Origin of the sequence: Variovorax paradoxus (assembly GCF_040544635.1) — a bacterium.
Classification (GTDB): domain Bacteria; phylum Pseudomonadota; class Gammaproteobacteria; order Burkholderiales; family Burkholderiaceae_C; genus Variovorax; species Variovorax paradoxus_R.
In genome coordinates this window covers 25,585-45,856 of sequence record NZ_JBEPKJ010000018.1, presented here as the reverse complement: position 1 = coordinate 45,856, position 20,272 = coordinate 25,585, and the positions used below count along the sequence as shown (strand labels likewise).

22 protein-coding genes are annotated in these 20,272 nt (G+C 66.9%); 10 read left to right on the top strand and 12 right to left on the bottom strand.

The annotated features are described in order from the left end of the window. Window positions 1-25 precede the first annotated feature (25 nt). Both ABIC94_RS25245 and mutL read right to left on the bottom strand, forming a co-directional pair. Entirely contained in the window at window positions 26-1,024 is a 999-nt protein-coding gene (locus tag ABIC94_RS25245; protein ID WP_354375736.1) for an alpha/beta hydrolase, read from the bottom strand. A gap of 185 nt (window positions 1,025-1,209) precedes the next feature. Beyond that, the gene (mutL, locus tag ABIC94_RS25240; RefSeq protein ID WP_354375735.1) at window positions 1,210-3,102 is read right to left on the bottom strand and encodes a DNA mismatch repair endonuclease MutL; all 1,893 of its coding nucleotides are present in this window, start codon (window positions 3,100-3,102) and stop codon (window positions 1,210-1,212) included. Between the two features lie 104 nt (window positions 3,103-3,206). On the opposite strand from mutL, the gene ABIC94_RS25235 reads away from it, so the two are divergent. Continuing rightward, window positions 3,207-3,875, top strand: coding sequence for a DedA family protein (locus ABIC94_RS25235; protein WP_354375734.1), 669 nt, complete (start codon window positions 3,207-3,209; stop codon window positions 3,873-3,875). 62 nt (window positions 3,876-3,937) lie between these two features. Here the strand turns inward: ABIC94_RS25235 and ABIC94_RS25230 are convergent, their stop codons facing one another. The 3 genes from ABIC94_RS25230 to tsaE form a co-directional block, all read right to left on the bottom strand. Beyond that, window positions 3,938-4,234 (bottom strand): glycine zipper domain-containing protein, encoded by a 297-nt coding sequence (locus tag ABIC94_RS25230; protein WP_354375733.1) that lies wholly within the window; start codon window positions 4,232-4,234, stop codon window positions 3,938-3,940. Window positions 4,235-4,367: 133 nt separating this feature from the next. Beyond that, window positions 4,368-5,960: an N-acetylmuramoyl-L-alanine amidase gene (locus ABIC94_RS25225; protein WP_354375732.1), complete on the bottom strand. Its 1,593-nt coding sequence runs from the start codon at window positions 5,958-5,960 to the stop codon at window positions 4,368-4,370. After that, window positions 5,957-6,466: a tRNA (adenosine(37)-N6)-threonylcarbamoyltransferase complex ATPase subunit type 1 TsaE gene (gene tsaE / locus ABIC94_RS25220; protein ID WP_354375731.1), complete on the bottom strand. Its 510-nt coding sequence runs from the start codon at window positions 6,464-6,466 to the stop codon at window positions 5,957-5,959. Before tsaE ends, ABIC94_RS25225 begins: the two co-directional genes overlap by 4 nt. Between tsaE and queG the strand changes: the two genes are divergently transcribed. Next, the gene (queG, locus tag ABIC94_RS25215; RefSeq protein ID WP_354375730.1) at window positions 6,452-7,579 is read left to right on the top strand and encodes a tRNA epoxyqueuosine(34) reductase QueG; all 1,128 of its coding nucleotides are present in this window, start codon (window positions 6,452-6,454) and stop codon (window positions 7,577-7,579) included. The genes tsaE and queG overlap by 15 nt on opposite strands. On the opposite strand, the gene ABIC94_RS25210 is transcribed toward queG, so the two are convergent. Beyond that, window positions 7,527-8,444 carry an AEC family transporter gene (locus tag ABIC94_RS25210; RefSeq protein WP_354375729.1) on the bottom strand — a complete coding sequence of 306 codons (918 nt, stop codon included), beginning with the start codon at window positions 8,442-8,444 and terminating at the stop codon, window positions 7,527-7,529. The genes queG and ABIC94_RS25210 overlap by 53 nt on opposite strands. Before the next feature lie 102 nt (window positions 8,445-8,546). Between ABIC94_RS25210 and ABIC94_RS25205 the strand changes: the two genes are divergently transcribed. From ABIC94_RS25205 to ABIC94_RS25185, 5 genes are all read left to right on the top strand, one after another. Continuing rightward, entirely contained in the window at window positions 8,547-9,521 is a 975-nt protein-coding gene (locus tag ABIC94_RS25205; RefSeq protein WP_354375728.1) for a tripartite tricarboxylate transporter substrate binding protein BugE, read from the top strand. A 92-nt stretch (window positions 9,522-9,613) separates the two neighbouring features. Then, window positions 9,614-10,525: a site-specific tyrosine recombinase XerD gene (xerD, locus tag ABIC94_RS25200; RefSeq protein WP_354375727.1), complete on the top strand. Its 912-nt coding sequence runs from the start codon at window positions 9,614-9,616 to the stop codon at window positions 10,523-10,525. An 11-nt stretch (window positions 10,526-10,536) separates the two neighbouring features. Beyond that, complete coding sequence (locus tag ABIC94_RS25195) at window positions 10,537-11,310, top strand: DUF72 domain-containing protein (RefSeq protein ID WP_354375726.1); 774 nt, start codon at window positions 10,537-10,539, stop codon at window positions 11,308-11,310. A gap of 17 nt (window positions 11,311-11,327) precedes the next feature. Continuing rightward, window positions 11,328-12,302, top strand: a complete 975-nt coding sequence (locus tag ABIC94_RS25190) for a Bug family tripartite tricarboxylate transporter substrate binding protein (RefSeq protein WP_354375792.1) — start codon at window positions 11,328-11,330, stop codon at window positions 12,300-12,302. A 72-nt stretch (window positions 12,303-12,374) separates the two neighbouring features. Next, window positions 12,375-12,851: a MaoC family dehydratase gene (locus ABIC94_RS25185; protein ID WP_354375725.1), complete on the top strand. Its 477-nt coding sequence runs from the start codon at window positions 12,375-12,377 to the stop codon at window positions 12,849-12,851. An 11-nt stretch (window positions 12,852-12,862) separates the two neighbouring features. Here ABIC94_RS25185 and ABIC94_RS25180 read toward each other — a convergent pair whose 3' ends face one another. Then, window positions 12,863-13,675, bottom strand: coding sequence for a ferritin-like domain-containing protein (locus tag ABIC94_RS25180; protein ID WP_354375724.1), 813 nt, complete (start codon window positions 13,673-13,675; stop codon window positions 12,863-12,865). 37 nt (window positions 13,676-13,712) lie between these two features. On the opposite strand from ABIC94_RS25180, the gene ABIC94_RS25175 reads away from it, so the two are divergent. Further along, window positions 13,713-14,237: a gamma carbonic anhydrase family protein gene (locus ABIC94_RS25175; protein ID WP_354375723.1), complete on the top strand. Its 525-nt coding sequence runs from the start codon at window positions 13,713-13,715 to the stop codon at window positions 14,235-14,237. A gap of 34 nt (window positions 14,238-14,271) precedes the next feature. After that, entirely contained in the window at window positions 14,272-15,282 is a 1,011-nt protein-coding gene (locus tag ABIC94_RS25170) for an Hsp33 family molecular chaperone HslO (RefSeq protein ID WP_354375722.1), read from the top strand. Window positions 15,283-15,304: 22 nt separating this feature from the next. Here the strand turns inward: ABIC94_RS25170 and ABIC94_RS25165 are convergent, their stop codons facing one another. Further along, on the bottom strand, window positions 15,305-16,171 hold the full coding sequence (locus ABIC94_RS25165; RefSeq protein WP_354375721.1) for an NAD(P)-dependent oxidoreductase: 867 nt from the start codon (window positions 16,169-16,171) through the stop codon (window positions 15,305-15,307). A gap of 29 nt (window positions 16,172-16,200) precedes the next feature. Then, a complete protein-coding gene (locus ABIC94_RS25160) occupies window positions 16,201-16,980 on the bottom strand; it encodes an SDR family oxidoreductase (RefSeq protein ID WP_354375720.1) in 780 nt (259 codons plus the stop codon). 144 nt (window positions 16,981-17,124) lie between these two features. Here ABIC94_RS25160 and ABIC94_RS25155 point away from each other — a divergent pair, with 144 nt between their 5' ends. Next, the gene (locus ABIC94_RS25155; RefSeq protein WP_354375719.1) at window positions 17,125-17,922 is read left to right on the top strand and encodes an AraC family transcriptional regulator; all 798 of its coding nucleotides are present in this window, start codon (window positions 17,125-17,127) and stop codon (window positions 17,920-17,922) included. Window positions 17,923-17,970: 48 nt separating this feature from the next. Here ABIC94_RS25155 and ABIC94_RS25150 read toward each other — a convergent pair whose 3' ends face one another. Genes ABIC94_RS25150 through pnuC form a run of 3 tightly spaced genes read right to left on the bottom strand, consistent with a single transcriptional unit; the run spans window position 17,971 to window position 20,269 of the window. Next, window positions 17,971-18,954 carry a hypothetical protein gene (locus ABIC94_RS25150; RefSeq protein WP_354375718.1) on the bottom strand — a complete coding sequence of 328 codons (984 nt, stop codon included), beginning with the start codon at window positions 18,952-18,954 and terminating at the stop codon, window positions 17,971-17,973. After that, a complete protein-coding gene (locus tag ABIC94_RS25145) occupies window positions 18,954-19,652 on the bottom strand; it encodes an ATP-binding protein (protein ID WP_354375717.1) in 699 nt (232 codons plus the stop codon). The genes ABIC94_RS25150 and ABIC94_RS25145 overlap by 1 nt, the downstream gene beginning before the upstream one ends. Next, window positions 19,649-20,269 carry a nicotinamide riboside transporter PnuC gene (gene pnuC, locus ABIC94_RS25140; protein ID WP_354375716.1) on the bottom strand — a complete coding sequence of 207 codons (621 nt, stop codon included), beginning with the start codon at window positions 20,267-20,269 and terminating at the stop codon, window positions 19,649-19,651. The genes ABIC94_RS25145 and pnuC overlap by 4 nt, the downstream gene beginning before the upstream one ends. Window positions 20,270-20,272: the final 3 nt, after the last annotated feature.

Below are 20,272 nucleotides of genomic sequence, written 5' to 3'. Positions count from 1 at the left end.
GTAACAACAAAATGAAGGCGGGCCTTCAGATCGCCTGCTCGCTCGCAGCGGCCTTTCCGGTCACCTCTGGCGGCTGGACGGCCGAATCCGCGCGGCGGGTTGCCGGCAGCACCGGCACCGGCTGCGCGCCGTGCACAACGGGGGCGCCTTCCGTTTGCCGCGAGGCCAAGGCGGTCTCGGGCTTCATGCGGAACAGCTGCGAGAGCGCCGAGCGGTACTGCGCCTCGCCGACCGAATTGGTGTTGTGGTGCGATCCGCCCTCGACCAGCACGAAGAGCTTGGGCACGGTGGCCGCGTTGTAGAGCTTGCGCCCGAGCGTAGGGTTGATCAGGCTGTCGGCCGTGCCGTGCACCACCAGCAGCGGCGCGCCAATGTCCTTGACCCGGTTGATCGCCTCGAAACGCTGCGTGATGAGCGGGCCGAACGGCAGCCAGCCCCACTTGAAGCCGCTCACCACGTCGGCGATGGAGGTGAAGGTGCTTTCGACGATGGTGCCGCTCTCGTCCTTGACGTTTGCGGCCAGGTCGATGCCGATGGCGCCGCCGAGCGAGTGGCCGAAGATGTAACGGTGCTGGCGCGGGTGGCGCGCGGCGAGCCACATCCAGGCGGCGCGGGCGTCTTCACGCGCCGATTCTTCCGAGGGCAGGCCCTTGGAGCTCTTGCCGAAACCCCGGTAGTCGATGGCCAGCACCGAAAAGCCGAGTTCGTGCATGCGCTGGATGCGCGGGGCCGAACCGGCCACGTTGTAGCGGGCGCCGTGCAGGTACAGCATGACGGGCCTGTCGGTGGTTTCGGGTTCGCCGCCGAGCCAGAGGCCGTGCAGACGCACGGATTCGCCGGTAATGGACGATTGGAAGTCGATCCAGACGTCCTGCATGCCCTCGGTCATGGTGGCGGTATTGCCCCAGCTGCGGTCGCTGGGTTGGAAGATCCATTCGCGTTGCTGCTCGTCGAACGTGGAGCAGCCGGCGGCCAGAAGGGCGCACAGCGAAATAACGGAGGCAAGCAGTGACCAGCGTTTCATGAGCTAGAGGGACAGCGGAGCCGGCAGAAAGTTCATACGCTTTCGACTGAAACGCGCCGACACTGCGCCTCAGGACCTCCCCACAGTGCCTCGAAGGGCACTTTGTTCTACACATGCAACGCCCGTGCCCGTTTCACGGATGACCGGCCAAAACTCCGGAAAAACCCTCAAAAGCCCCCAATTTGCTATCTGCCGCGCATAAAAAGCGCGTCGAGCTCGCGAATCGACAGCTGCCGCCACGTGGGGCGGCCATGGTTGCACTGGTCGGAACGCTCGGTTGCCTCCATCTGGCGTAATAAAGCGTTCATTTCGTCGACGGTGAGCTTGCGATTGGCCCGCACCGCGCCATGGCAGGCCATGGTCGAGAGCAGTTCGTTCTGTGCCCGCTGCACCACAGTGCTGGCGTCGTGCTGGGCCAGTTCGGCCAGCACACTGCGGGCGAGCTCGACCGGATCGCCGTCCGCCAAGGTGCCCGGCACCGCGCGCACCGCAAGGGTGCGCGGCGAAAAGGGGGTAATTTCCAGCCCCAGCGTGGGTAGCACCGCGGCGCAGGCCTCGGCCGTGGCCACTTCCTGGGGCGTGGCCGCGAAAGTGGCCGGAATCAGCAGGGGCTGGCTCGTGATGGCGGCGCCGTCGAGCTGCGTCTTGAGCCGCTCGTAGACGATGCGCTCGTGCGCCGCGTGCATGTCGACCACGATCAGGCCCTGGTTGTTCTCGGCCAGGATGTAGATGCCGTGCAGCTGCGCCAGCGCGCGGCCCAGCGGCCAGGCTTGTTCGTTGGTGGCAAGGGGTTCGGCGGGTGCCGAGCCTTCCGGCAGCCCGACAGGCGCCCGGAACAACATGGGCGGCGTGCCGATCACGGGCCAGCGGGAGGCCGCGGACCCAGAGGGCTCGAGCGCCGATTCGTCGGACCGCCGCGGCCACATGGCGTCGAAGTCGCCCACGCCGCGCTCCGCCGCCACGAAATTCATGGCGGGTTGCGCCCAGGTGGCCCCCGAGGCCGGCACATTCGGCTTGAAGAAGGGCTGCTGCGCGGAGGCCGGCACGACTGCATCGCCCGCGCGCGGCGCGGCAAGGGCGTTCTCGATGGCATGGCGCACCGCCTGGTGCACTTCGCGGCCGTCGCGAAAGCGCACTTCGATCTTGGTCGGATGCACGTTCACGTCGACGCGCGACGGATCGATTTCGAGGTAGAGCGCATACACAGGCTGGCGCTGGCCATGCAGCACGTCTTCATAGGCGCTGCGTACCGCGTGCGAAAGCACCTTGTCGCGCACGAAGCGGCCGTTGACATAAAAGAACTGCTGGTCGCCGCGCGAGCGCGCCGCGTCGGGAATGCCCGCACGGCCGACCACGCGTACCGCGCCGCCGATGTGATCGACCGCCACGCTTTGCGTCACGAAGTCGTCGCTGAGCGCATCGGCCAGGCGCTGCTCGCGCTTGTCGGCGGCGCGCCACTGTTCCATAAGCTTGCCGTCGTGCCATACCGAAAAACCGACCTCGGGCCGCGCCAGCGCATGGCGGCGCACGGCCTCGATGCAGTGGGCCAGCTCGGTGGCGTCGGTCTTCAGGAACTTGCGGCGCGCGGGCGTTGCAAAGAAAAGCTCGCGCACCTCGACCGTGGTGCCGACGGAGCGGGCCACCGGGCGCAGTTCGCCGGTGCGGCCGTCGAGCGCAAAGGCGCTGTCGGCGCCGGTAAAGCGCGAAAGAATGCTGAGTTCGGCAATCGCATTGATGGCCGCGAGCGCTTCCCCGCGAAAGCCCATGGTGCCGACGGTTTCGAGATCGTTCAGGCTCGCGATCTTGCTGGTCGCATGGCGGCGCAAGGCCACCGTGAGTTCCTCGCGCGGAATGCCAAGGCCGTCGTCTTCGACCGAGATCAACCGCACGCCGCCCGACGCCAGCCGCACCGTGACCTGGCTCGCGCCCGCATCGAGTGCGTTGTCGAGCAGTTCGCGCACCACCGAAGCCGGCCGCTCGACCACTTCGCCGGCGGCGATCTGGCTGATCAGCTCGTCGGGGAGCTCGCGGATCGGCCGGCGTTCGAGGGCGGGAATGGAGGAGGGAAGGGCGCTCACGCGAGCATTCTAGAAGGCCTGCCGGGATGTATCGACCTGTCATGGAGCGTGTCCGAATCCGTCACGGGACATCGGTTGGCATGCAGCACGGATAATCCGCCACCATGGAAATCATCAGCTTTCTCATCGACTTCATCCTGCATGTCGACAAACACCTCGAGGCCTTCGTCGTTGCCTATGGCCCGTGGGTCTATGCGCTGCTCTTCCTGATCGTGTTCGTGGAAACAGGTGCGGTGGTGATGCCGTTCCTGCCCGGCGATTCGCTGCTCTTCATCGTGGGGGCGCTGTGCGGCGTGGGACTCATGAGCTATCCGATCGCGTGCGCCGTGCTCATCGTCGCGGCCATTCTGGGCGACCAGTGCAACTACAGCATCGGCCGCTATTTCGGGCCCAAGGTCTTCAAGTGGGAGAACTCGCGCTTTTTCAACCGCAAGGCCTTCGACCAGGCGCATGCGTTCTACGAGCGCTACGGCGGCGTCACGATCGTGCTGGCGCGCTTCATGCCGTTCATTCGCACTTTCGCGCCTTTCGTGGCCGGCGTGGCTGAAATGAACCGCGCGAAGTTCACGATGTTCAACGTGGGCGGCGCGCTGCTCTGGGTGCTTGGCATTGCAACGGCGGGTTACTTCTTCGGCAATCTGCCTTTCGTGCGCGAACATCTCGACAAGATCATCTGGGCTCTGATCTTCGTGCCTGGCCTGATCGCGATCTTCGGCGCCTGGCGCGCGTCGCGCGCGGAAAAGGCGCGTGCGCAATTGCCCTCGAAGGCCTGAGCGCCGCGCCCATAAAAAAAGCGCGCCAATGATGGCGCGCTTCAACATGGGTTGGTAGAGGGTCAGTAGGTCGGGCCGTTGCGCGGGTAGTAGGTGCCCGGCGGGTAGGCGCGCTGGCTCTCGTAATAGTTGCGCTCATTGCGTTCGTCGACGCCGCGGCCCACTTGGTTACCGATCACGCCGCCGATGGCTGCACCACCCAAAGTACTGCCGGTGTTGCCGCCGATGGCGTGGCCGACCGCCGCGCCGCCGAGTGCGCCAATCCCGGTACCCAGATTCTGGTTGGGGCCGGACGCGCAACCTGCGAGCGCCATGACCGAGGTCGCCGCTGCAGCGGTAATCCAGATGCGTGCTTTCATGATGTCCACCTTTCTAGAGTGATGGGCTCATGATGGGCAAAAGCGGCCCGGCCCCTGTGTAGGAGCCTGCCGCGCTTGACTGTGCGGTGCCACGGGCCGCCCTGCGTGGGACAGCAGGGCGGCGAGCAAGGGTTTAAAGCTGACGGCTGCGCGCGAGCGGCGGGTTCTGCGCAAAGTAGCGCTGGATGCCGCGCATCAACGCATCGGCCAGGCTTTCCTGGTAGCTCACGCTGCGCAGGTTGGCTTCTTCCTCGGGGTTGCTGATGAATGCCGTCTCGACCAGCACGCTCGGAATATCGGGCGCCTTGAGCACGGCGAAACCGGCCTGTTCGACCTGCGGCTTGTGCAGCCGCGCGCCAATGCCGCGAATCTCGCCGAGCATGGCGCCGCCGAGCTTGAGGCTGTCGTTGATCTGTGCCGTGGTGCTCATGTCGAGCAATGCACGCTGTACCTGCGCTTCGTGGTTGCCGACATTCACGCCGCCGACCTTGTCGGCTTCGTTTTCCTTGTTGGCAAGCCAGCGCGCGGCGCTGCTCGAGGCACCGCTCTGGCTCAACGCAAAGACGCTCGCGCCGCGCGCGGCCGGTGTGGTGAACGCGTCGGCGTGGATGCTCACGAAGAGGTCGGCTTGCACGCGCCGTGCTTTCTGCACGCGCACGCCGAGCGGCACGAAGAAGTCGGCATCGCGCGTGAGAAACGCGCGCATCGGGTTGCCGCCGACGCTGCTTGCGTTGATGCGGTCGCGCAGGCGATGCGCAATTTGCAGAACGATGTCTTTCTCGCGCGTGCCGTTCGGGCCGATGGCGCCGGGGTCTTCGCCGCCGTGGCCCGGGTCGAGCGCCACGATGATGATGCGGTCGGTGCGGCTTGCGGTGGCGCCGCCGCGCGAGGCCGGGGCGGGCGCGGGAGGCGGCGCCACCGCCACGGAAGGTGCCACGGGCGGTGCTGCGGGAGGTGCGACGGGCGCCGGCGGCGCGGCAGGGCCAGGCCGCGTGGCCTGTTGCGTCATCAGCTCGCCCAGCGGATCGGGTGCGGGTGCGGACGGGGGCATGGCCACGGCGGGCGGCCGGGCGGGCGTTGCGGGAGGCGCGATGCTGCCCGGCGCAGGGCGCGGCGCGGGCACATTGGGCGAAGGCCGCACGAGGATCGGCGGCCCTCCGTCAGGTGCAAGGCGCGCAGAAGGCGCGGCGGGAGGCGGCACCGAGGGCGCGCTGGCCACGGCGGTGTCGCTGCCGCCGCCGTTGCCGCGCGGCGCCTCGCGCAGGCGCTCGGTGATCAGCGCTTCCATCGGATCGATGGCTTTTTCGGGGTAGAGGTCGAGCACCAAGCGGTGCTTGTACGCGGCAATCGGCGCGAGCGAGAAGACCTGGGGTACCACGGCCTGCTTGAGGTCGAACACGATGCGCACGACCTTCGGCGCGTTCTGCCCGACGCGCAGGCCGTTGATGTACGGGTCGCCGGGCTTGATCTTGCCGACCAGCTCGCGCAGCTCCGGGTTGAGGTCGATACCTTCGATGTCCACCGCCAGCCGCGGCGGACTGCCGACCACCAGTTGCTGCGAGTGGAGCCGCGCATCGGACTCGATGGTGACGCGCGTGTAGTCGGCCGCGGGCCACACGCGCACGGCGAGGATGGTGGCGCCGCGCGCAATCTGGTGCACGCCGAGCATCAGCGCAATGCTGCCGCCCTGCAGCAGTACGCGCCGTTTGAGGCCGCTCGCCTTCATGTGGCGATGTGCGTCAGCAGATCGCCGCCGCGAGGAGTGTTCGCAAGAAGGGTCACGCTGCGTGTGTCGTCTGTCATTGCTTCTATTTTAATAGCGAGGTCGGCAATTGGTGTGCGGCCCGCAGCGTTTTCGGGCCATTCGGCGAGCTTGAGCCCCGGTCCGGCAAAAATGTCACGGAAACCGGCGTCGTCCCACTCGCGCGGATCGTTGAAGCGATAGAAGTCGAAGTGAAAGATGGCGAGGCCGTCCGGCGCCTCGTGCGGCTCGACCACGGCATAGGTCGGGCTCTTGATGCGGCCCTCGATGCCGAGCGCGCGCAGCAGGTGGCGCACGAAGGTGGTCTTGCCGGCACCGAGGTCGCCGTGCAGCGCAATGAAGGCATCGCGCAGCGCGGGCGAGGCCGCGAGGGCGCGCGCGAAGGCGCCGGTGTCCTCCTCGCTGCGCCAGCGCAGCGTGCGGCCGGCGTTCTTCGGCGTTTCTACAATCGGCAAGTGATCGTCAACCATCCACTCGTTGCTCGTATTCAGGCATTGGCCCGGGAACTCGGATTCTCCCAAATCGGAATCGCGGGCGTCGATTTATCGAGCGCCGAGGAAGGTCTGATGCAATGGCTGGCCCATGGGTTCCATGGCGAGATGAAATACATGGCAACGCACGGCACGCGCCGCGCGCGGCCCGCGGAGCTGGTGCCGGGCACGGTGAGCGTCATCACGGCGCGCATGGACTACCTGCCGCGCGACACGCCGCTGGACGATTGGCAGGCTATGGAATTCGAACGCCTCGCACGGCCCGGCGAAGCCATCGTCTCTGTGTATGCGCGCGGCCGCGACTATCACAAGGTGCTGCGTGCGCGGCTGGCGAAGTTGGCCGAACGCATCGCCGAGGAGGTGGGCCCGTTCGGGCATCGCGCCTTCACCGATTCGGCGCCCGTGCTCGAAGCCGAGCTCGCATCGCGCAGCGGCCAGGGCTGGCGCGGCAAGCACACGCTGGTGCTGGACCGCAGCGCGGGTTCGATGTTTTTTCTCGGCGAGATCTATGTCGACATGGCGCTGCCCGAGAGCGAGCCGGTCACCGCGCATTGCGGCAGCTGCAGCGCCTGCATCGACGTCTGCCCGACGAAGGCCATCATCGCGCCGCATCGGCTCGATGCACGGCGCTGCATTTCGTACCTCACCATCGAGCACAGTGGCCCCATTCCGCTGGAGCTTCGGCCGTTGATGGCCAACCGCATCTACGGCTGCGACGACTGCCAGCTGATCTGCCCCTGGAACAAGTTCGCGAAGAAAAGCGCACTGCCCGATTTCGATGCGCGCGAAGGGCTGACCGGGCAGGCGCTGGCTTCGCTCTTTGCGTGGAGCGAGGAAGATTTCTTGCGCTTTACCGAAGGCAGCCCCATCCGGCGCATCGGGCACGAGCGCTGGCTGCGCAACATCGCCGTGGCGCTGGGCAACGCACTGCGCGCGGGGGAAAGCGGGGCTGCCGAGGCGCTGGCCACGCGGGCATCGGATGCGAGCGAGCTGGTGCGTGAGCACGTGGCGTGGGCGCTGGCGCAGCGCCCCGAGGCGGCTAGCGCGGCAAGGCCAGGGCAAACGGCAGGCTCGCCATCCCCAGCAGCGTAGACAGCGTCACGAGGCCCGCCACATACGGGCCGTTGTAGCCCATCCGGGCCGCCAGCACATAGGCGCTCGAGGCCGTGGGAACGGCGGAAAACGCCATCAGCACGGAAGCCTGCGTGGCGTCCAGGCGCAGCGCAAGAGAGAGGCCCCAGGCAACCAGCGGCAAGAACAGGTGCCGTATGGACAGCACCGAAACCGCCAGCACCTTGCCGCGCCCCAGTGTTGCGAACTGCATGCCCGCGCCCGCCGCCAGCAGGCCGAGCGCGAGCGATGCGGCGCCGATGCGCGTGAGCGTTGGCGTGGCCCAGTTCGGAACGGTGAAGCCCAGCAGGTTGGCCAGCAGCCCGGCCAGCGTGGCGACGATCAGCGGGTTGCGCACCAACTGCCGCGCAAAGCCGGTCTGGGCATGCCGCGCCATCGGCCAGACGGCCGCGATGTTGAACATCGGCACGCACACGCCGATCAGCACCGCGATCAGCAACAGGCCTTGCGGGCCGGCCAGCCGTTCGGCCAGCGCAAGACAGATGAAGGAGTTGAAGCGGAACGCGATCTGCGCGCTTGCCGCATGGTCGCGGCGGTCGATGTGCGAACCGAGGCCCGGCACGTAGGGCAGCGCATAGGCCAGCGCGATGCCGCTGAGCCCGACGCCCACGCCCGCGGTAAGCAGGCTCGAAGTGGCGCCAAAATCGAGCGGGCTGCGCACGATCGAATGGAACAACAGCACCGGAAAAAGAAAGTAGTACACCAGGCTCTCGACCTGGTCCCACACGCGGCGGTCGAGTGCGGTGTAGCGGCAAAGCAGCCAACCGATGGCAATGAGAGAAAAATCCGGGAAGAGCAGCTGGGCGAAGTTCACCGCTTCGAGCATAAACCGTCGCCGGCCATGGGTAATCCACAGCACCGGCGATCTGCGAAGCGGCTAGCATCCGGGGCTTTGCTTTTTCGACATCAGTCAACCAAGGAGTTATAGATGCAACGTCGTCAATGGGGCGCCATGGTGGGTGCCGCCGCGCTGGTCGCGGCCGCGGGCCAGAGCTTCGCGCAGGGCTATCCCAACAAGCCGGTCGAACTGAGCGTGCCTTTTGCACCGGGCGGCACGACCGACATCGTGGCGCGTGTGATTTCCGACCCCCTGGGCAAGGTGCTGGGCCAGCCGGTGGTGGTGATCAACCGCGCCGGTGGCGGCGGCATCGTGGGCGCGGCCGAAACGGCGCGCGCCACGCCCGATGGCTACAAGCTCGGCGTTGCCACGGTATCGAGCACGGCGGCCAACCCGGCCATCAACCCCAAGGTGCCGTACGACCCGATCAACGACTTCACGCCGATCATCAACATCGCGGCCACGCCGAACATCATTGCGGTGAACCCGAGCTTCCCGGCCAAGAACTACGCCGAGTTCGTGGCCGAGCTCAAGAAGAACCCCGGCAAGTATTCGTATGCCTCGTCCGGCACGGGCGGCATCGGCCACCTGCTGATGGAGCTCTACAAGAGCCTCACCAACACCTTCGTCACGCACATTCCCTACCGCGGCGCGGGCCCTGCGCTCAACGACGTGGTGGCGGGCCAGGTGCCGATCATGTTCGACAACATTCCGTCGGCCATGCCTTTCATCCAGAGCGGCCGCCTGATTCCCATCGTGGTGTCGGCGCCGCAGCGCCTGGCCGCGCTGCCCAACGTGCCCACCTTCAAGGAAGTGGGGCTCGAGCCGGTCAATCGCATGGCCTATTACGGCATCCTCGGCCCCAAGGGCCTGCCGAAGGACGTGGTCGACAAGATCAACGCCGGCGTGAAGAAGTCCGTGGAAGACCCGGCCGTGAAGAAGCGCATCGAAGACACGGGTTCGCTGATCGTGGCCAACTCGCCCGAGCAGTTCGCCGCGCAGATCAAGGCCGAGTACGAGGTCTACAAGCAGGTGGTCGCCAAGCAGAAGCTGAAGCTCGACTGATTCGTTTCTTCCGAGCAAGGCCGCCCACGCCACGGGCGGCCTTTTTTTTGGGGCTTTTCTTTGGCGATTTTCTTTTTTGCTATCTTGCGAACATGACCGAGGCCGCCGCCGTGCAAACCCCTGAAATCGACGACTTCATCGATGCCCTCTGGCTCGAGGATGGGCTGTCGAAGAACACGCTGGCCGCCTACCGCCGCGACCTGGCGCTGTTCGCGCAGTGGCTTCGCAAGGAGCGCAGCGGCGCGCTGCTCGACGCCGCGCAGGAGAACGATCTGCAGGCCTACATGGGCGTGCGCCTCTCCACCAAGGGCAAAGCCACATCGGCCAACCGGCGGCTCACGGTGTTCAAGCGCTATTACCGTTGGGCGTTGCGCGAGCGGCGCATCGTGGCCGACCCCAGCCTGCGGCTCGCGCCGGCACGGCAGATGCCGCGCGCCATCAAGACCCTGTCGGAAAAGCAGGTCGACGATCTGCTGGCCGCGCCGGACGTGGAAACGCCGCTCGGGCTGCGCGACCGCGCCATGCTCGAGCTGATGTATGCGAGCGGGCTGCGCGTGAGCGAACTCGTCGCGCTCAAGGCCATCGACATGAGCCTGAACGACGGCGTGCTGCGCGTGCTGGGCAAGGGCAACAAGGAGCGGCTGGTGCCGTTCGGCGGCGAGGCGCGGCGCTGGATCGAGCGTTACCTGGAGGAATCGCGGCCCGTCATTCTCGATGGACAGCAGACGCCCGACCTGTTCGTGACCTCGCGCGGCGCGGGCATGACGCGCGTGATGTTCTGGGTCATCGTGAAGAAGCAGGCGGCCGCGGCGGGCATTCACGTGCCGCTGTCGCCGCACACCTTGCGTCATGCCTTTGCCACCCACCTGCTGAACCACGGCGCCGACCTGCGCGCGGTGCAGCTGCTGCTGGGCCATGCCGATATCTCGACGACCACCATCTACACCCACGTGGCGCGCGAGCGGCTCAAGCAACTGCATTCCCAGCACCATCCGCGGGGCTGAAGGCAGGGCGAATGGACCACGCGACGCCGCTGCCGCCACTGCGCATTGGTTGTGCCGGCTGGAGCCTGCCGCGCGCATGGCGGGCGGCGTTTCCCGCTGAGGGTTCGCACCTCGCGCGCTACGCACAGCGCTTCGATGCGGTGGAAATCGACACCTCGTTCTACCGGCCGCACCGGCGCGAAACCTACGAGCGATGGGCTGCCAGCACACCCGAGGGCTTTCGCTTCTCGGTCAAGCTGCCGCAATCCATCACGCACGAGAAACGACTGGTCGATGCGATGCCCGAGTTCGAGGCCTTTCTCGGGCAGGTCGACGGGCTGGGCGCCAAGCTCGGCTGCCTTGTTGTTCAGCTCGCGCCCAGCCTGCCGTTCGATGCCAGCGCGGTGAAGCGTTTTCTATCGGCGCTGCGGCGCCGGCATCAAGGCCTGGTTGCACTCGAGCCGCGGCATCGCAGCTGGTTCGCGCCGCAGGCGGACGCCGTGCTGTCGCAGTTTCGTGTCGCCCGCGTGCTGGCCGACCCGGTTCTGTTCGACGAGGCCGCGGCCCCCGGCGGCTGGCCCGCGCTGGTGTACCTGCGCCTGCACGGCTCGCCGCGCCGGTATTGGTCGGCCTATGACGATGCACTGCTGGCACGGCTCGCAACGCGATTGCGGCAGGCGCGGGGCGAAGGTGGGGCGTGCTGGTGCATCTTCGACAACACGGCGGGCGGGGAGGCCGCGGGCAACGCACTCACGCTGTTGCGCATTGCCTCAGAATCGGCGCGCTCTTCAGCGCAACATCCATGAATTTTTCCAGACTCGATATGAATTTCTCGTTCAAGCCCGCGTGGCTCCTTGCCGGCACGGCGCTCTGTGTGGCAGTGGCCGGTGCACAGGCTCAAACTGTTCCCAAGACCATCCGCCTCATCGTGGCGTACCCTGCGGGCGGCGTCAGCGACGTGGTCGCGCGCGCACTCGGCGACAAGCTCGCCAGCCAGCTGGGAACCACCGTGGTGGTGGAAAACCGGGCCGGCGCCAGTGGCTCCATCGGCATGGACGCCGTGGCCAAGGCCGCGCCGGACGGTGCCACGCTCGGCTTCTCGGCCATCAGCCCGCTGGTACTCAGCCCGCACCTGGGCAAGCTGCCCTTCGATCCTTTGAAAGATGTGGCGCCGGTCGCCAGCGTGATGTATTCGCCGGTGCTTTTGATCGCCACGCCGGCCAGCAATGCCAAGGACTTCCGCGCGCTGCTGGCCGATGCCAAGGCCCAGCCGGGAGCGGTGCGCTGGGCCACGTCCGGCCCGGCATCCCTTGGGCATATCGTGCTCGAACAGGTGCGCTCGGCCGCGGGTGTGGACATCACGCATGTGCCGTACAAGGGCGGCGGCCAGCAGCTCAACGATGCGCTCGGCGGGCAGTTCGAAATTCTCTCGACCAATGCGAGCCCCACGCTTTCTTCGCACATCCAGTCGGGCAAGCTGCGTCCGCTGGCGGTAGGCGCGCCCGCGCGGCTCGAAAGCCTGCCGCAGGTACCCACGCTGGGCGAGCTGGGCTACAACGCGGCGAACATCAACTCGCTGTTCGGCGTTTTCGCGCCCGCGGCAACACCGCCCGCGCTGATCGCCAGATACAACGCCGAGATCAACAAGGCGCTCGCCAGCCCCGAGTTGCGCGCCAAGCTCACGGCCACGGACAACGTGCCGACCGGCGGTACCCCCGCGGCCTTTGCCAAGGAGATTGCCTCGGAGTTCGAGAGCAATGGGCGGATCATCAAGGCTGCGAACATCAAGGCCGATTGACCTTGCGCCTGGCGCGCGAGAAGGCCGCTGCGGAAAGTCCGAGAATGCGCGCAGGCACTACAAGGAGCTCCCATGGCGGCACCCCCTGACGACACCGGCGCCAAGCGCGCGCTGTATCTCGAAGACCTGTCGGTCGGCGACCGTTTCCAGAGTGGCGAACACGTGCTGGACGTGGCGCAGATCAAGGCCTTTGCGCTTCAGTTCGATCCGCAGCCTTTCCACATCGACGAAGAGGCCGCGAAGAACACTTTCTTCGGCGGCCTCGCGGCAAGCGGCTGGCACACCGCCGCGCTCACGATGAAGCTGCTGGTGGAGAGCGGCATTCCGCTGGCCGAAGGCATCATCGGCTCGGGCGGCGACCTGCAATGGCCCAAGCCCACGCGCCCCGGCGACGTGCTGCACGTGGTGAGCGAGGTGGTGGAGATCGTGCCTTCGCGCTCCAAGCCCGGCCGCGCGATGGTGACGATGCGCTGCCGCACGCTCAACCAGAATGGCGAGGTGGTGCAGAATTTCGCGCCCAAGCTGGTGGTGCACGCTCGGCCTGTATAGGCCTCCTGCGTTCAGTCCTTGCCGCCGGCCGAAAGCGCGCGCAACTCTTCGGCGCTGAAGCCGGCGCGCCCGCGTGCTTCGAGGTTGAAGGGCGGCTTCAGGCGCGGCGCTTCGTAGTGCGCCACGAGTTCGGGGTAGGTCGTTTCGGGGTCGCGGCCGGCGCGTTCGCAGAGCCAGCGGTACCAGCGGTTGCCGATGGCGACATGGCCGACCTCGTCGCGCAGGATGATGTCGAGGATCTCGACCGCGCGCAGTGCATCCGGCGTGTTGACGCGCTTCAGCTTGGCCTGGATGAGCGGCGTGGCGTCGAGCCCGCGTGCTTCGAGCGTGCGCGGCACCAGCGCCATGCGCGCGAGCACGTCGGTCTTCGTTTTCTCGCACATGCTCCATAGCCCGTCGTGGCCCGGGAAGTCGCCGTAGCGGTATCCCATGCCTTGCAGGTGCGCATGCAGCAGCGTGAAGTGCTGCGCCTCTTCGTCGGCCACGCGCAGCCAGTCGCGGTAATAGGCCTCGGGCATGCCGTCGTAGCGCCACACCGCATCGAGCGCGAGGTTGATGGCGTTGAACTCGATGTGGCAGATGGAATGGATCAGCGCGGCGCGGCCTTCGGGCGTGAAAGGCGAGCGCTTTTGCACGGCGGTGGCGGCCACGCGCAGCGGCCGCTCGGGACGGCCCGGCACGCCAAGCTCGTCCCCTTCGGTGCGCAGGGGTTCAATTGCTATGGAATCGGTAGCTGCCAATGCAACAGTGGCGCGTGTTGCAGCCACCTTGGCTTCAGGGTCGGTGAGTCGCAGCGCGGCCAGCGCGCTCAATCGGGGGTGCATCCCTACAATTCTAGTTTTTGCCCCCGGAGACTCCACGATGGCCCTTTATGAACTCGACGGCGTTGCGCCGCAACTCGGCACCGGCGCATGGGTCGCAGACAGCGCAGAGGTGATCGGCAACGTGCAGTTGGGTGAAAACGCGAGCATCTGGTTCGGTGCCGTTCTGCGCGGCGACAACGAGACGATGACCATCGGCCGCAACAGCAATGTGCAGGACATGTCGATGCTGCATTCGGACCCCGGCAGCCCGCTGACCATCGGCGAGAACGTCACCATCGGCCACCAGGTCATGCTGCACGGCTGCACCATCGGCGACAACTCGCTGATCGGCATCCAGGCGGTGGTCTTGAATAACGCGAAGATCGGCCGCAATTCGATTGTTGGCGCCGGCAGCGTCGTGACCGAGGGCAAGGAGTTTCCAGACAATTCCCTGATCTTCGGTTCGCCCGCCAAGGTAATGCGCACGATCAGCGACGAAGACGCCGCCCGGTTGCGCCACGGCTGCGACCATTACGTACAGAACGCCATTCGCTATGCGAAGGGCCTCAAGAAAATTGCCTGACACCGCGCAGGCCCAACAGAAAGAAGAATCCGTTTTGAGCGAGCTGCACAAATTCCTGTTCGATGGCCTGCCGGTGCGCGGCGTGATCGTGCGCCTGACAGATGCGTGGCAGGAAATCCTGGCGCGGCGCGCCTCCAACACCAGCACTGGCGCCTATCCGCCGCCCGTGGCCGAGTTGCTCGGCGAAATGACCGCCGCGGCCACGCTGATGCAGGCCAACATCAAGTTCAACGGTGCGCTGATCCTGCAGATCTTCGGCGACGGTCCGGTCAAGGTGGCTGTGGCCGAGGCCAAGCCCGACCTGAGCCTGCGCGCCACCGCCAAGGTCATCGGCGACCTGCCAGCCGATGCGCGCCTGCCCGACATGGTCAACGAGAACAACAAGGGCCGCTGCGCCATCACGCTCGACCCCAAGGACAAGCTGCCGGGCACAACGCCGTACCAGGGCGTGGTGCCGCTCTTCGACGACGACGGCGAAAAGCTCGACAAGCTCAGCGACGTGCTGCAGCACTACATGCTGCAGAGCGAGCAGCTCGACACCACGCTGGTGCTCGCGGCGGACGACAAGGTGGCCGCGGGCCTGCTGATCCAGCGCCTGCCGGTGAAGGGCGAGGGCAATCTCGAAGGTGCGTCAAGCGGTACTTCCGGCAAGGACCACGACCAGGCCAACGAGGACGAGATCGGCCGCAACGAGGACTACAACCGCATCTCGATTCTTGCGTCGACACTGACGCGCGACGAGCTGCTCACGCTCGACATCGAGACCATTCTTCGCCGCCTGTTCTGGGAAGAAAAATTGCTGCGCTTCGAGCCACAGGCCGGCCTGCTGGGGCCGCATTTCGCATGCACCTGCGGGCGCGATCGCGTGGCGCAGATGATCCGCGGCCTCGGGGTGGAAGAGGCCGAGGAAATTCTTGCCGAGCGTGGCGACATCGAGGTGGGCTGCGACTTCTGCGGAAAGCAATATCGCTTCGATGCCGTCGACACGGCCCAGATCTTCAGGCCGCCGGGCGACCAGGTTCCGGCCAGCCCTGTCGTGCAGTAAGCAGCTCGCGGGGCCCGCATCTTCATCGGGCGGGCTGTCGCAGCACCTTGACCATGGCGGCCAGCCGCTCGTTGGCGAATCCCGCGTCCAGCGCGCGGTCGAACAAGCCCATCAGGAAATCCGGAAAGCTCGCATCGAGCTTCGCCTCGCGCGCCTGCTTCACGAAGAGCCGGCCCGAGCCCGCGCAGGTGGCCATCGAGCTTTCGGGTTCGCCGTAGCGGCCGGCGTGGACGGCTTCGCCCTCGGCGCTGATCATTTCGCCGAGCACCGGAGAAATCGCGCCGATCATCTGCGCGAATTCGTTCACCTTCAGCCCTTCGGCTTCGCAGATGCGCACGCCGTGGAAGAACCCGCTCATGGCGCCGAACATGCACGAGAGCGTCGCCAGGTCCCAGGCCGCCGCGTTGCCGATGGGCTCGCCCATGTACAGGATGTTGCCGGCAATGGCTTCGAGCACCGGCCGGCAGGCAGCCAGCGCGCGCTCTTCGCCGGAAATGAAGAGCGGCGTGTCGGGCCGGCCGATCTGGCTGGGCGTGGCGAGCAGGGCGCCGTCGAGGTAGGCCACGCCGCTCAGGGCGGCCCAGTCGTCGCGCGCATCCTGCGGAGTGCCCGTGCTCAGCTGCACCAGCACCTTGCCGCGCAGGGCATCGGCCACGCCGGGCATCGCGAGGATCGATCGCGACGCCGCGTAGTCGGCCACGCAGATCAGCACCACGGGGCTGGCTTGAACAGCGGCGAGGGCGTCGGGCGCGAGCACGGTGCCTTGGTTCAGGATGGGTTTGGCGCGTTTGGCAGTGCGGTTCCAGACGGTCAGCGTGTGCCCGGATTGAAGGGCCCGCGCGAGTGCGATGCCCATGGGGCCGAGGCCGATGAGAGAAACGTCGGTCATGTGTTCTTTCTTTCTTCTTGATTGCAGACTCAGGCGGCGGCCGGTGTGAGGTTCTGGCCCAGCCCGCCATCGACGGTGAGCCGCGCACCGGTCGTGAAGGTCGCCTCGAAAGCGAAGAAGAGCACCGCGCGCGCCACCTCTTCGGCCGTGCCGTGGCGCCGCATCGGTGTGATCTGGTCGCCCAGCCGGATGAATTCGGCGCGCTCTTCGGTCGTCGCATCGGCAATGCCGAGCGTGGGCGTGTCGATGAAGCCGGGGCTTACGACGTTGACCCGGATGCCGCGCCCCACCAGTTCCGCGGCAAAGCCCGAAGCGAAGGAACGCAGTGCCGCCTTGGTCGCGCTGTAGACGCTCAGCCCATGCATGCCGCCCTTGTCCGCAATGGACGAGGTGACAACAATCGCGCCGCCCGTGCGTATCAGCGGCACCAGGCGCTGCACGGTGAAGAACGGCCCCTTGGTGTTGATCGCAAAAGCGCGGTCGTAGCCCGCTTCGGTCACCTGCTCGAAGGGCTCCAGTGTCGAGATGCCCGCGTTGATGTGCAGCAGGTCGATGTGGCCGAGCTTTTTCCGGGCGAGCGCCGCGAGCGCGTCGATGTCGGCCAGCGAGCCGGTGTCCGATGCGACGACATGGGCGCGCGGGCCCAGGGTGCGGCGCGCGGCCTCCAGGTTTTTCGGGTTCAGGCCGGTGACGAGCACTTCGGCGCCGCCTTCGAGCAGTGCCTGCGCGGTGGCCAGGCCCATGCCGAGCGTGCCGCCGGTAATGACGGCCTTCTTGCCGGCGTATCTGTTGTTCACGGGGGTGTTCATGGATCGCGTGTCTTGAATGCTTGTGTTCATGGCAGCGGATGATCCGGAAAGCGGCCGGCCCGGTCGCGCACATTCGGCCACGGTGCAGCACGAATGGACGAAGACGCGCGAGCACGCCTTGCCGGAGCGCCGGATAATTGCCCGATGAGCCACGCTCCCTCCGACACCCATCTGAACGTGCAGGTGCGCCACACGCCCGGCGGCGTGGTCGGCTTCGAAGCCGTGCCCGACCACCGCATCAAGGTGCATGCGGGCGCGCCGGTGAACGGCGCCTGCCGGCTGCACAAGTTCCGCTACACGCGCGGCGACATCGACATCCTGCCCGCCGGCACCTCCGATGTCTGGCAGGAAGAAACCGCGAGCACGTCGCTGGTCGTGCGCATGCCGCCTTCACTGCTGCGGCGCACCGCCGAAGAAATGGAACTGCCGGCCGACCGCGCGAGCCTGGTGGAGCGCCACCAGCTGCGCGACGCGCACATCGAGCACATTCTCTGGGCGCTCGATGCCGAAAGGCGCGCCGGCTTTCCCAACGGCACCCTCTACACGGACAGCCTGGGCATCGCGCTGGCGGCGCACCTGCTCGGCGGCCAGCGGCAGCACGAAGCCGCGCCGGTGCAGGGGCTCACCCGGCCGCAGCTGCGCCGCGTGACGGACTACATCGAAACCCACCTCGAAGGCGATCTTTCACTGGCCAGGCTGGCCGAGGTGGCGGGCCTGAGCGCTTCTCACCTGAAGACGCAGTTCAAGCGCTCCACGGGCCTGCCGGTGCACGAGTACGTGGTTCACCGGCGTGTCGACCGCGCGCGCAGCCTGCTGTTGCGCAGCGGCATGGCCGCGAGCCAGGTGGCGCTGGAGAGCGGGTTTTCGCACCAGAGCCACATGGCGCGCTGCATGCGCCGTGTGCTCGGTGCCACGCCAAGCGATGTCCGGCGCGCCGGCTAGCTAGCCGGCGAAGTCAATCAACGGTGCTTGTTGGCACGCGCGCGTCGATCAGCGCGGCACCTTGTCGTCGAAGTCGCTGAACGCGATGTCGGGTGCGCTTGTGTTGTGGCGCGAAGGCAGGCTGCGCCCGAAGCGCATTTGCGTGCCGTTCAATGTCTTCACGTCGGGCAGGGGCAGCACCTGCTCCGCGGCCTCGGGCGATTCTTGCCAGCGGACCTCGCTCACATCGGCGTTGTCGGGCGTGACATACATCGAGCGCAGCACCGCGAAGGGCCGCGCATTCGCCGTCGGCGACGAAAGCCTCACGTCGAGCGCGGTGCGCGCACGGCTGATTTCAGATACCTTGGCCACGGCGCTGCCGCCCCTGGCAAAGCGCAGGTGAATGGCCAACGGCTTGGGCACGATGCGGATCGATGCAATGTCCACCACCGGCCGGCTGCCTTGCTCGACCGGGCCGAGCAGGAACGACGAACCGTAGACACCGTCGCCAAAGCGTTCTTCCGGCAGCGGCTTGATGCGCCAGTAGCCGTCAGCCGGGTAGAGCACCAGCGCCTCGAGCACCTTGCCTTCTTCCTTGCGGAAGACCTGCAGCAGGTGAAAACCGCGGTCCGTGCGCGCACCCACGCGCACCGGCACCTGCTGCGGGCGCCAGAAGCTGGGCAGCGTCATGCCGACGATGCGCCACTGCGCGTCGTCGAGCAGCACCACGCGGCGCGGCTTGAATTTGTGCGCGGGGTCGGTGGGGTGGGCGCCGCCGTCGAAGTTGCAGCCTGAGAAGTCGGGCGCGGTGGTGTCGTTGCCGATGCTGTCGAGGTAGGCCGGCTGCAGCGCCTCGATGCGCATGCGACGGATGCCTTCGCCGCGCAGCACCAGCGAGACGTTGTCTTCCTCGGCGCAGGCGGTGGTTGTGGTGGCGTTTTCCACGGTGGCGGCAACGGGTTCGGCCGAGGCGGCACCCGCTGCCAGCAGCGCGGCCAGACAGATGTATCGAAGGGCGGAACCAGAGAGGCGAGAGAAACGAAGCGGGGACATCAAATTTCCGAACTGGAGGTTGGCGGGTTGTCGCGGCGTCCGAGCAGGTCGCTGAAAAGACGATGTTCGCATTCCGGGTCGGAGCACTTCTCGCAAGGCCATGACCAGGAAGAGGGTTTCGAATCGGCGCGGCCCCGTGCCCGGGCCCGGCCTTCGCTACCGGCGATGGAAATGATGGCGTTCCACGCATTGGAGAGCCTTTCGCCGCCGGTGCCGTGCACCACGGCGAAAGAAAGCTTCGCACCGGTCAGGGCCGCGCGCACCAGCGTGTCGGTCGGTTCGCGCGCCTGGTCGCCGTCGCGCAGTGCATCGGCCACCCAGGGGATGTCGAGGGCGGTGAGCAGCGTGATGGCATAGCGCCGTTGCGCGGCGAGTGCGTTGGCGTAAAGGGAGGTGTCGCCGAACAGCTGCTCGCTGTAGACAGCGGTCATGAGAGCCGTGGTGTCGGCGACCACCACACCAGAAGCCGCCGCGGCATCGATGCGGCGCGTCTGCTCGTCCGCGATGGCCCGTTGCTCGTCGGGGCGGGGCGTGCGGCCTTCGCGGTCGCACCACTCGCGCAGGTACTCCTCCACCAGCGTGGCTGCAATGCCGCGCTCCTGCATGCGCTGCACGAGCGCGCGGGCGAGTTCGGTCTTGCCGGTGCTCTCGGCACCGAGCAGGGCAATGACGCATCCGGCCGGCAGCATGGGCGTCATGCGCGCGCAGCCTCGTGCATGCGCGTGCGCCATGCAAGAAAGCCCGCCACGCTGAGCACTGCGAACACGGCGTAGAGGCCGACCGTGAGCCACAGGCCCTTGTGGATGAACAGGCCCACGCTCACGATGTTCACCGCCAGCCACACCAGCCAGTTCTCGATGAACTTGCGTCCGAGCAGGAACTGGCCGACCAGGCTGAGCCCGGTGGAGAAGCCGTCCCACCAGGGCACATCGGTGTCGGTGAAACGACGCAGGAAGAGGGCGACCGCGGGCCATGCCACTGCACAGGCCAACAGTGCAAACGCAATGCCGCGCGGCGAAAGCCGGCTGAGCCTCAATGTGCTGCCATCGGCGCGATGGCCCCGCAGCCACTGAAACCAGCCCCAGAACGCGACGACCGCGAAGAACACCTGGAGCGAAGCATCGCCGTAGATGTGTGCCCGTGCGAACACGGCCACGTAAAGCAGCGAACTGATGATGGCGAGCGGCCAGCCCCAATGAATCTCGCGCATGTTGCAGCCGACCATGGCCAGCGCCAGTACGGCCGCCACGAGTTCGAGCCAGCTGACCGGGGAGCCCCAGAGCGCGAAGGCGGGGGCCGAGAAGAACTCGGGCATCAA

Excerpts from the sequence above, each read along its gene's own strand:
- ABIC94_RS25160 (WP_354375720.1), bottom strand. The coding sequence starts at position 16,980 with ATGAACACCCCCGTGAACAACAGATACGCCGGCAAGAAGGCCGTCATT.
- ABIC94_RS25225 (WP_354375732.1), bottom strand. The coding sequence starts at position 5,960 with ATGAAGGCGAGCGGCCTCAAACGGCGCGTACTGCTGCAGGGCGGCAGC.
- ABIC94_RS25175 (WP_354375723.1), top strand. The coding sequence starts at position 13,713 with ATGGCCCTTTATGAACTCGACGGCGTTGCGCCGCAACTCGGCACCGGC.
- ABIC94_RS25195 (WP_354375726.1), top strand. The coding sequence starts at position 10,537 with ATGGACCACGCGACGCCGCTGCCGCCACTGCGCATTGGTTGTGCCGGC.
- ABIC94_RS25230 (WP_354375733.1), bottom strand. The coding sequence starts at position 4,234 with ATGAAAGCACGCATCTGGATTACCGCTGCAGCGGCGACCTCGGTCATG.
- pnuC (WP_354375716.1), bottom strand. The coding sequence starts at position 20,269 with ATGCCCGAGTTCTTCTCGGCCCCCGCCTTCGCGCTCTGGGGCTCCCCG.
- ABIC94_RS25205 (WP_354375728.1), top strand. The coding sequence starts at position 8,547 with ATGCAACGTCGTCAATGGGGCGCCATGGTGGGTGCCGCCGCGCTGGTC.
- ABIC94_RS25155 (WP_354375719.1), top strand. The coding sequence starts at position 17,125 with ATGAGCCACGCTCCCTCCGACACCCATCTGAACGTGCAGGTGCGCCAC.
- ABIC94_RS25210 (WP_354375729.1), bottom strand. The coding sequence starts at position 8,444 with ATGCTCGAAGCGGTGAACTTCGCCCAGCTGCTCTTCCCGGATTTTTCT.
- xerD (WP_354375727.1), top strand. The coding sequence starts at position 9,614 with ATGACCGAGGCCGCCGCCGTGCAAACCCCTGAAATCGACGACTTCATC.
- ABIC94_RS25235 (WP_354375734.1), top strand. The coding sequence starts at position 3,207 with ATGGAAATCATCAGCTTTCTCATCGACTTCATCCTGCATGTCGACAAA.
- ABIC94_RS25185 (WP_354375725.1), top strand. The coding sequence starts at position 12,375 with ATGGCGGCACCCCCTGACGACACCGGCGCCAAGCGCGCGCTGTATCTC.
- tsaE (WP_354375731.1), bottom strand. The coding sequence starts at position 6,466 with ATGGTTGACGATCACTTGCCGATTGTAGAAACGCCGAAGAACGCCGGC.
- ABIC94_RS25150 (WP_354375718.1), bottom strand. The coding sequence starts at position 18,954 with ATGTCCCCGCTTCGTTTCTCTCGCCTCTCTGGTTCCGCCCTTCGATAC.
- ABIC94_RS25245 (WP_354375736.1), bottom strand. The coding sequence starts at position 1,024 with ATGAAACGCTGGTCACTGCTTGCCTCCGTTATTTCGCTGTGCGCCCTT.
- ABIC94_RS25165 (WP_354375721.1), bottom strand. The coding sequence starts at position 16,171 with ATGACCGACGTTTCTCTCATCGGCCTCGGCCCCATGGGCATCGCACTC.
- ABIC94_RS25190 (WP_354375792.1), top strand. The coding sequence starts at position 11,328 with ATGAATTTCTCGTTCAAGCCCGCGTGGCTCCTTGCCGGCACGGCGCTC.
- ABIC94_RS25180 (WP_354375724.1), bottom strand. The coding sequence starts at position 13,675 with ATGCACCCCCGATTGAGCGCGCTGGCCGCGCTGCGACTCACCGACCCT.
- ABIC94_RS25145 (WP_354375717.1), bottom strand. The coding sequence starts at position 19,652 with ATGACGCCCATGCTGCCGGCCGGATGCGTCATTGCCCTGCTCGGTGCC.